This is a genomic window from Puerhibacterium puerhi, from assembly GCF_009846865.1.
GTDB lineage: Bacteria > Actinomycetota > Actinomycetes > Actinomycetales > Cellulomonadaceae > Puerhibacterium > Puerhibacterium puerhi.
The window spans coordinates 24437-30825 of sequence record NZ_WUWN01000035.1 but is presented as its reverse complement, the minus strand read 5'-3'; the positions used below and the strand labels follow the sequence as shown (position 1 = coordinate 30825).

The window sequence follows — 6389 nt, the reverse complement described above, 5'->3', positions numbered from 1 at the left end:
TCGAGCCGCTCCACGCGCGCGGCCAGCCCGGCGGCACCGTCGTCGGCGCCGGGCAGCAGCAGCCGCGCGCACAGCAGCTCCAGGTGCAGGCGCGGCGACGTCGCGCCGGTCATCTCGGTCAGCGCGGCGTTCGCCAGGTCGGCGGCGCGGGACAGCTCCGCCAGCCCGAGGCGCTGGGCCTGGGCGTGCATCCGCTCGAGCTGGTCCTCCGGCAGGCCGCGCAGCACGGCGTCGGCGGCGTCCCCGGACACCGCGATGACGATGAGGTCGCGCAGGCGCTCGAGCAGGTCCTCCACGAACCGGCGCGGCTCGTGCCCGGAGGCGACCACGTGGTCGACGACGCGGAAGATCGACCCGCCGTCGCGCGCCGCCAGCGCGTCGACGACGTCGTCCAGCAGCGTCGCGTGCGTGAAGCCGAGCAGGCCCACGGCCAGGTCGTAGTCGACGACACCCTCGGTGGCGCCCGCGATGAGCTGGTCCATCACGGACAGCGAGTCGCGGACGGAGCCGCCACCGGCCCGCGTGACCAGCGGCACGACGCCCCCGCCGAGGGAGATGCCCTCCGCGACGCAGAGCTGCTCGAGGTACGGGCCCAGCACGTCCGGCGGCACGAGCCGGAACGGGTAGTGGTGGGTGCGCGAGCGGATGGTGCCGATGACCTTGTCCGGCTCCGTCGTCGCGAAGACGAAGATCACGTGCGCCGGCGGCTCCTCGACGATCTTCAGCAGGGCGTTGAAGCCCTGCGGCGTGACCATGTGGGCCTCGTCGAGGATGAAGATCTTGTACCGGTCGCGCGCCGGGGCGAAGGTGGCCCGCTCGCGCAGGTCGCGGGCGTCGTCGACGCCGTTGTGGCTGGCCGCGTCGATCTCCACGACGTCGAGCGAGCCGGGGCCGCCGCGGGCGAGCTCGACGCAGGAGGCGCACTCCCCGCACGGGGTGTCGACGGGGTTCTCCGGGGTGTTGCGCGCGCAGTTGAGCGTGCGCGCGAGGATGCGCGCGCTCGTCGTCTTGCCGCAGCCGCGCGGCCCGGAGAAGAGGTAGGCGTGGTTGACGCGGCCGCTGCGCAGCGCCTGCATGAGCGGTCCCGTGACGTGCTCCTGGCCGATCACCTCGGAGAACGTCTCGGGCCGGTAGCGGCGGTACAGCGCGGTGGTCACCCCCGCAACGATAGACGGACCCGCCCACACCGGACGAGGCCGTCCGCGCGACCTGCGGCAGCGCCCGCGCGCGGTGCGCCGACGCCGGCGGGGCGGGCGTGGGGACGGGCGGCGGCGAGACGGGCGGCGGAGGACATGGGCTGCACGCGGCGCCCGGGAGCGGCCGGCGAAGCCCCGGCACGACGAAGGCCCCGGGACACCGTCCCGGGGCCTTCGTGGAGCGCTCGCCGAGCGCCGCGGTCAGCGGGCCGTCAGCGCCGCAGCGCCCGGCGCGCCAGCACGTTGCCGAGCAGCTGGGCGAGCTGCGCGATGACCACGATGATCACCACGACGACGAACGTCACCGCCCAGTCGTACTGCCGGTAGCCGTGCACGATGGCGAAGTCGCCCAGGCCGCCGGCGCCGAGGTAGCCGCCGATGGCCGACATGTCGAGCACGCCGATGAACAGGAACGTGTAGCCCAGCACCAGCGGCGCCAGGGCCTCGGGCACCAGCACGGTGCGCACGATCCGCCACGGCGAGGCGCCCATGGCGCGCGCCGCCTCGATCACGCCCGGGTCGATCGACACGAGGTTCTGCTCGACCAGGCGGGCGAAGACGAACGACGCCATGACGCACATCGCGAACGTGAAGGCCTCGATGCCGATGACGCTGCCCACCGCGAGCCGCGTCAGCGGGCCCAGCGCCACCAGGAAGATGATGAACGGGATCGGCCGGATGATGTTGATCAGCACGTTGAGGACCGAGAACACGACCCGGTTCGCCAGCAGGTTGCCCGGCCGGGTGAGGTACAGGCCCAGGCCGATGAGCAGGCCGAAGAACCCGCCCACGACGAGAGTGATGAGCACCATGTAGGCGGTCTGGCCGGCGGCCTGCCACAGCAGGGGGCCGAGGGTGTCCCAGTTCATCGGTCGCCGTCCTCCTCGATCATGCCGGTCGGGCCGCCGGCCGGGCCACCACCGCTGGCGAACGTGCCGTAGTCGGCGACGCCGACGACGCGCGCCCCGCGCCGCGGCGCGCCGGCCGTGTCCTCCTCGGCGCCGACGGGTCCGCCGCGGCGGACCACCGACGGGTCCTCGAGCGGCCGCGCCGCGGTGCCCAGGTCGACGACGTCGGTCACGCCGCGCAGCGCCGCCACCGCGCCGTCGACGGCGGCGGCGTCGCCCACCAGCTCCAGCGTCAGCGACCCGTACGGCCGCTCGGCGACCTCCGTGATGCCGCCGAACACGACGGTGCCGTCCACGCCGCGCTCGCGCAGCACGCGCGTGATGACGGCGGACGAGCCGGCCACCTCGTCGACGCCCACGGTGACGATGCGCCCGGAGTGCCGCGCGCGCAGGCGCTCCAGCACCTCGGCGGACGGGCGGTCCTTGAGCGCGGTGGCCACGAACCGCCGGGTGACCGGCTGCTTCGGGCGGCTGAACACCTGGTAGGCGTCGCCCAGCTCGACGACCTTGCCGTGCTCCATGACGGCGACCCGGTCGCAGATCGAGCGGACCACGTCCATCTCGTGGGTGATGACCACGACGGTGATGCCGAGCTCGCGGTTGACCCGGCGCAGCAGGGCCAGCACGTCCTGCGTCGTCTCGGGGTCCAGGGCGCTCGTGGCCTCGTCGGCCAGCAGGATCCGCGGGCTGGTGGCCAGCGCGCGGGCGATGCCCACCCGCTGCTTCTGCCCGCCGGACAGCTGCGCGGGGTGCACGTCGGCCTTGTCGCCGATGCCCACGAAGTCGAGCAGCTCCGCCACGCGGGCCCGGCGCTTCTCGCGCGGCCAGCCCGCGACCTCGAGCGGGTAGGCGACGTTGCCGGCGACCGTGCGCGCGGACAGCAGGTTGAACTGCTGGAAGATCATGCCGATCCCGGCGCGCACGCCGCGCAGCCGCGCCTCGCTCAGCCCGGTCAGGTCCGTGCCGTCGACGACGACGGAGCCGCCCGTCGTCGTCTCCAGCGCGTTGATCAGCCGCACCAGCGTGGACTTCCCGGCGCCGGAGTAGCCGATGACGCCGAAGATCTCCCCCGCACGGACGTCGAGCGTGACGCCGTCGACGGCGCGCACCTCGGGCCGCCGGCCGCGTGCGGGGAACACCTTGCTGGCGTCGCGGAAGCTGATGATGGGCCCTGTCGTAGGCGCGGCGGTGGCGCTCACGGTCCTCCTTCTGGCACCGGACGTGCTCCGGGCACCGGACGTGTCAGAACCTCAGTGGGGATGCGCCCACTGAGGTTCTGACAAGTGTGGTCGGTCAGCCCTGCGCCTGCAGGTCCTTCTCGATGCCGTCGAGGATGCCCTGGAGCTCCTCGGCGCTGTTGTCCTTGATCACGCCGGTGTTGCCCGACGCCTCCAGCACGCCCTCCTCGACCTCAGGGGTGTGGTAGATGTCGATGAGCTTGGCGTACGTCTCGTTGTCCTTGTCCTCGGCCCGGGAGACCCACACGTTGATGTAGGGCTCGGCGGCCTCGGAGTCGGGGTCGTCGGCGAAGATGGCGTCCTCGGCCGTGAGGCCGGCGTCGCCGACGAAGTCGTTGTTGATGATGGAGGCGTCGACGTCCTGCAGGGCGATCGCCGTCTGGGCGGCGTCGACGGGCGTGACCGTCACCTTGGACTGGTCGGCGAGGATGTCGGCCGGCGTCGAGAACGCGCTGCCGCCGTCCTTGAGCTTGAGCAGCCCGGCCTCCTGCAGCACGAGCAGCGCACGGGCCTGGTTCGTCTCGTCGTTGGGGATGGCGACCTGACCGCCGTCCGGGATCTCGTCGACGCTCTTGTGCTTCGTCGAGTACAGGCTCAGCGGGTAGACGGCGGTGGCGCCGATCGGCGTCAGGTCGCTGCCGGAGTTGACGTTGTAGCCGGCGAGGAACTGCAGGTGCTGGAACTGGTTGAGGTCCAGGTCGCCGTCGGACAGGCCCTGGTTCGGCAGCTGGTAGTCGGAGAAGTTGACGATCTCCACCTCGATGCCCTCGTCGTGGGCGGCCTGCTTGAACGTGTCCCAGTACTTCTCGCCCGAGGACACGACGCCGATGCGGATCGGGTCGTCCGACGTGCCGGCGGCGGGCTCGGCGCTGTCGTCGCTCGCGCAGGCGGACAGGGCGAGCGTCGTCGCGGCGACGGCCGCCAGCGCGCGGGCGGCGATGGAGAGGCTGCGGGCCATGGTGGTGGTTCCTTCCGGTGGCGGACGACGGCGGTGGGCCGCGCCCGGGACACGACGGCCGCGTGGTCGCGGCCGTGAGCGGGTGGGCGGTGCGGAGCGGGAGGCGCGTGGTGACGCGTCGGGTGCCGGGCGCGGGCTGCGGAGCTCGCGCTGGCCGGCGGGTCGGACGACTCAGCGGCCGACGCGCATTCGGCAGGTGGTGGCCGCACGGCAGCACATGACCCGGCGCAGCGTGGTGCGCGAGGTCAGCGTGACGGAGGTGGTGGTGCGGGCCATGGCCCCATCATGGGCGGCAGTCGCGGGCGGGGGCCAACCGGCGGCCCAGAAATCCCGAGATCCGGGACGCTCGTGGTCCACTGGATGAGAAACCGCAGGTCAGAGCCGGTGAGGCCGTCCGCGTGCCGGACGGCGCGGGCCACCACCCCGGGGCAATGAGAGGACCCCTCGCGCACCCGCCAGAGCGCACCTACCCTTGCTGCCTTCCGGCCCTGGGGGAGTTCGGCACGATGACGCCGCACGAGGGGTCTGCCCCCAGCCTAGCCGAGGAGGGGCGCGACCCGGAAACCGGGGCCGCGCGGGCCTGAGGACGACGACGGTCTCGAGGACGACGACGGGCCCGCACCGTGCGGTGCGGGCCCGTCGGGGGCGGAGGATGGGGGATTCGAACCCCCGAGGGCGTGAACCCAACACGCTTTCCAAGCGTGCGCCATAGGCCGCTAGGCGAATCCTCCTGGTGCACGACCGATGCTCGAGGCGCGGCCAGCCCCAGAAGGATAACGGACGCCCACGGGTGGGCGTGAATCGGCCGGCGAGCGGCCGGCGGAGAGGGTCGCGAGCAGGCCGCCCCATGGCACGCGTGTGGGGGACCTGTGACGACGTCGTGACCGTCGCGACGTCGGCGCCCCGGCAGCCGGGGAGGGCGCCCCTACGATGGGCCGCATGATCTTCAAGGCCGTGGGGGACGGCCGCCCCTACCCCGACCACGGGCGCGTGACCGCCAAGGACTGGGCGGACGTGCCCCCGCGGCAGGTCCGTCTCGACGAGCTCGTGACGACGAAGCGCACGCTCGACCTGGACCGCCTGCTGGCCGAGGACTCGACCTTCTTCGGGGACCTGTTCGCCCACGTCATCGAGTACCAGGGGGTCCTCTACCTCGAGGACGGGCTGCACCGCGCGGTGCGTGCCGCGCTCCAGCAGCGCCCCGTCCTGCACGCCCGTGTGCTCACCGTCCGGTGAGCCGCTGAGGTGGCGACGACCGTGCGTGCACGCGTGACCGAGCCGACCCGCCCAGGCGCCGTCGGGGCCCTCCGCGATCGGCGTTTCTCCGGTAGGTTCGCCGGGTGACCACCCCCGTCCAGGACCCCGCGCGCGTCGCCCGGCGTCGGCGCGAGCACGAGCGCCAGGCCGTCGTCTTCGGGGTGCTCGTGGCGTTCATCATCGTCGTCGCGCTCGGCGCCCTCGCGATCTACACCGGGGCACTCACGGCGCCGTTCGCGCGCCCGTTCACCTCCGACGACCAGGCGACGACGACGGAGCCCGCGCCGTGCCTGCCCGCGGTGGAGGACCAGCCCGACGGCGCGCTGCCGCTGCCGTACGACCAGGTCAAGGTGCGCATCATCAACGCCTCCGGGATGTCCGGCCTGGCCGGGGCCAACCAGAAGGTGCTCGCGCCGCGCGGCTTCGACGTGCTCGGCACCGGCAACTACGACTCCACGTACGACGCGGGCCTGGACTCCGGCTCGACCCTCCCGGCCAACGAGCTGCGGTTCGGCCCGCAGGGCGTGGTGGCCGCCTACACGCTCGCGGCCCAGTTCCCCGACATGACGCTGGTGCTCGACGCCCGCGAGGACGACACCGTGGACCTGCTCGTGGGCGAGGAGTACGAGCGGCCGCTGGACGAGGGCGACGTCCCGCTCGCGGCCGACCAGCCGCTGACGAACGCCGCGGGCTGCGCGCCGGTCGACGAGATCGAGCCCGTGCCCGCGCCGGCGCCGGCGCCGGCACCGGAGCAGTGAGCCGCGCCTGACCCGCGCGCCCACCGCGCCGGCCGGGCCGGGTCCCGACGAGCGGCGATGCCCAGGGCGAGCGG

6 protein-coding genes, 1 tRNA gene and 1 other RNA gene are annotated in these 6389 nt (G+C 73.5%); 2 read left to right on the top strand and 6 right to left on the bottom strand.

Features of this window, described 5'->3' with window-relative positions; translation table 11 throughout:
• From GSF02_RS14795 to GSF02_RS14770, 6 genes are all read right to left on the bottom strand, one after another.
• On the bottom strand, positions 1-1157 hold a 1157-nt coding region (locus GSF02_RS14795), incomplete at its 3' end, for a DNA polymerase III subunit gamma and tau (protein WP_159797846.1).
• A gap of 251 nt (positions 1158-1408) precedes the next feature.
• A complete protein-coding gene (locus tag GSF02_RS14790) occupies positions 1409-2065 on the bottom strand; it encodes a methionine ABC transporter permease (RefSeq protein ID WP_159797844.1) in 657 nt (218 codons plus the stop codon).
• Positions 2062-3303: a methionine ABC transporter ATP-binding protein gene (locus GSF02_RS14785; RefSeq protein WP_159797842.1), complete on the bottom strand. Its 1242-nt coding sequence runs from the start codon at positions 3301-3303 to the stop codon at positions 2062-2064. The genes GSF02_RS14790 and GSF02_RS14785 overlap by 4 nt, the downstream gene beginning before the upstream one ends.
• A 94-nt stretch (positions 3304-3397) precedes the next feature.
• Positions 3398-4300, bottom strand: coding sequence for a MetQ/NlpA family ABC transporter substrate-binding protein (locus GSF02_RS14780; RefSeq protein ID WP_159797840.1), 903 nt, complete (start codon positions 4298-4300; stop codon positions 3398-3400).
• 432 nt (positions 4301-4732) lie between these two features.
• Positions 4733-4829, bottom strand: an RNA gene (gene ffs / locus GSF02_RS14775) — signal recognition particle sRNA small type.
• A 117-nt stretch (positions 4830-4946) separates the two neighbouring features.
• Positions 4947-5031 (bottom strand) — tRNA-Ser (locus GSF02_RS14770).
• A gap of 208 nt (positions 5032-5239) precedes the next feature.
• Here GSF02_RS14770 and GSF02_RS14765 point away from each other — a divergent pair.
• The gene (locus GSF02_RS14765; protein ID WP_159797838.1) at positions 5240-5536 is read left to right on the top strand and encodes a type II toxin-antitoxin system VapB family antitoxin; all 297 of its coding nucleotides are present in this window, start codon (positions 5240-5242) and stop codon (positions 5534-5536) included.
• 104 nt (positions 5537-5640) lie between these two features.
• On the top strand, positions 5641-6315 hold the full coding sequence (locus GSF02_RS14760) for a LytR C-terminal domain-containing protein (RefSeq protein ID WP_159797837.1): 675 nt from the start codon (positions 5641-5643) through the stop codon (positions 6313-6315).
• Positions 6316-6389 lie beyond the last annotated feature (74 nt).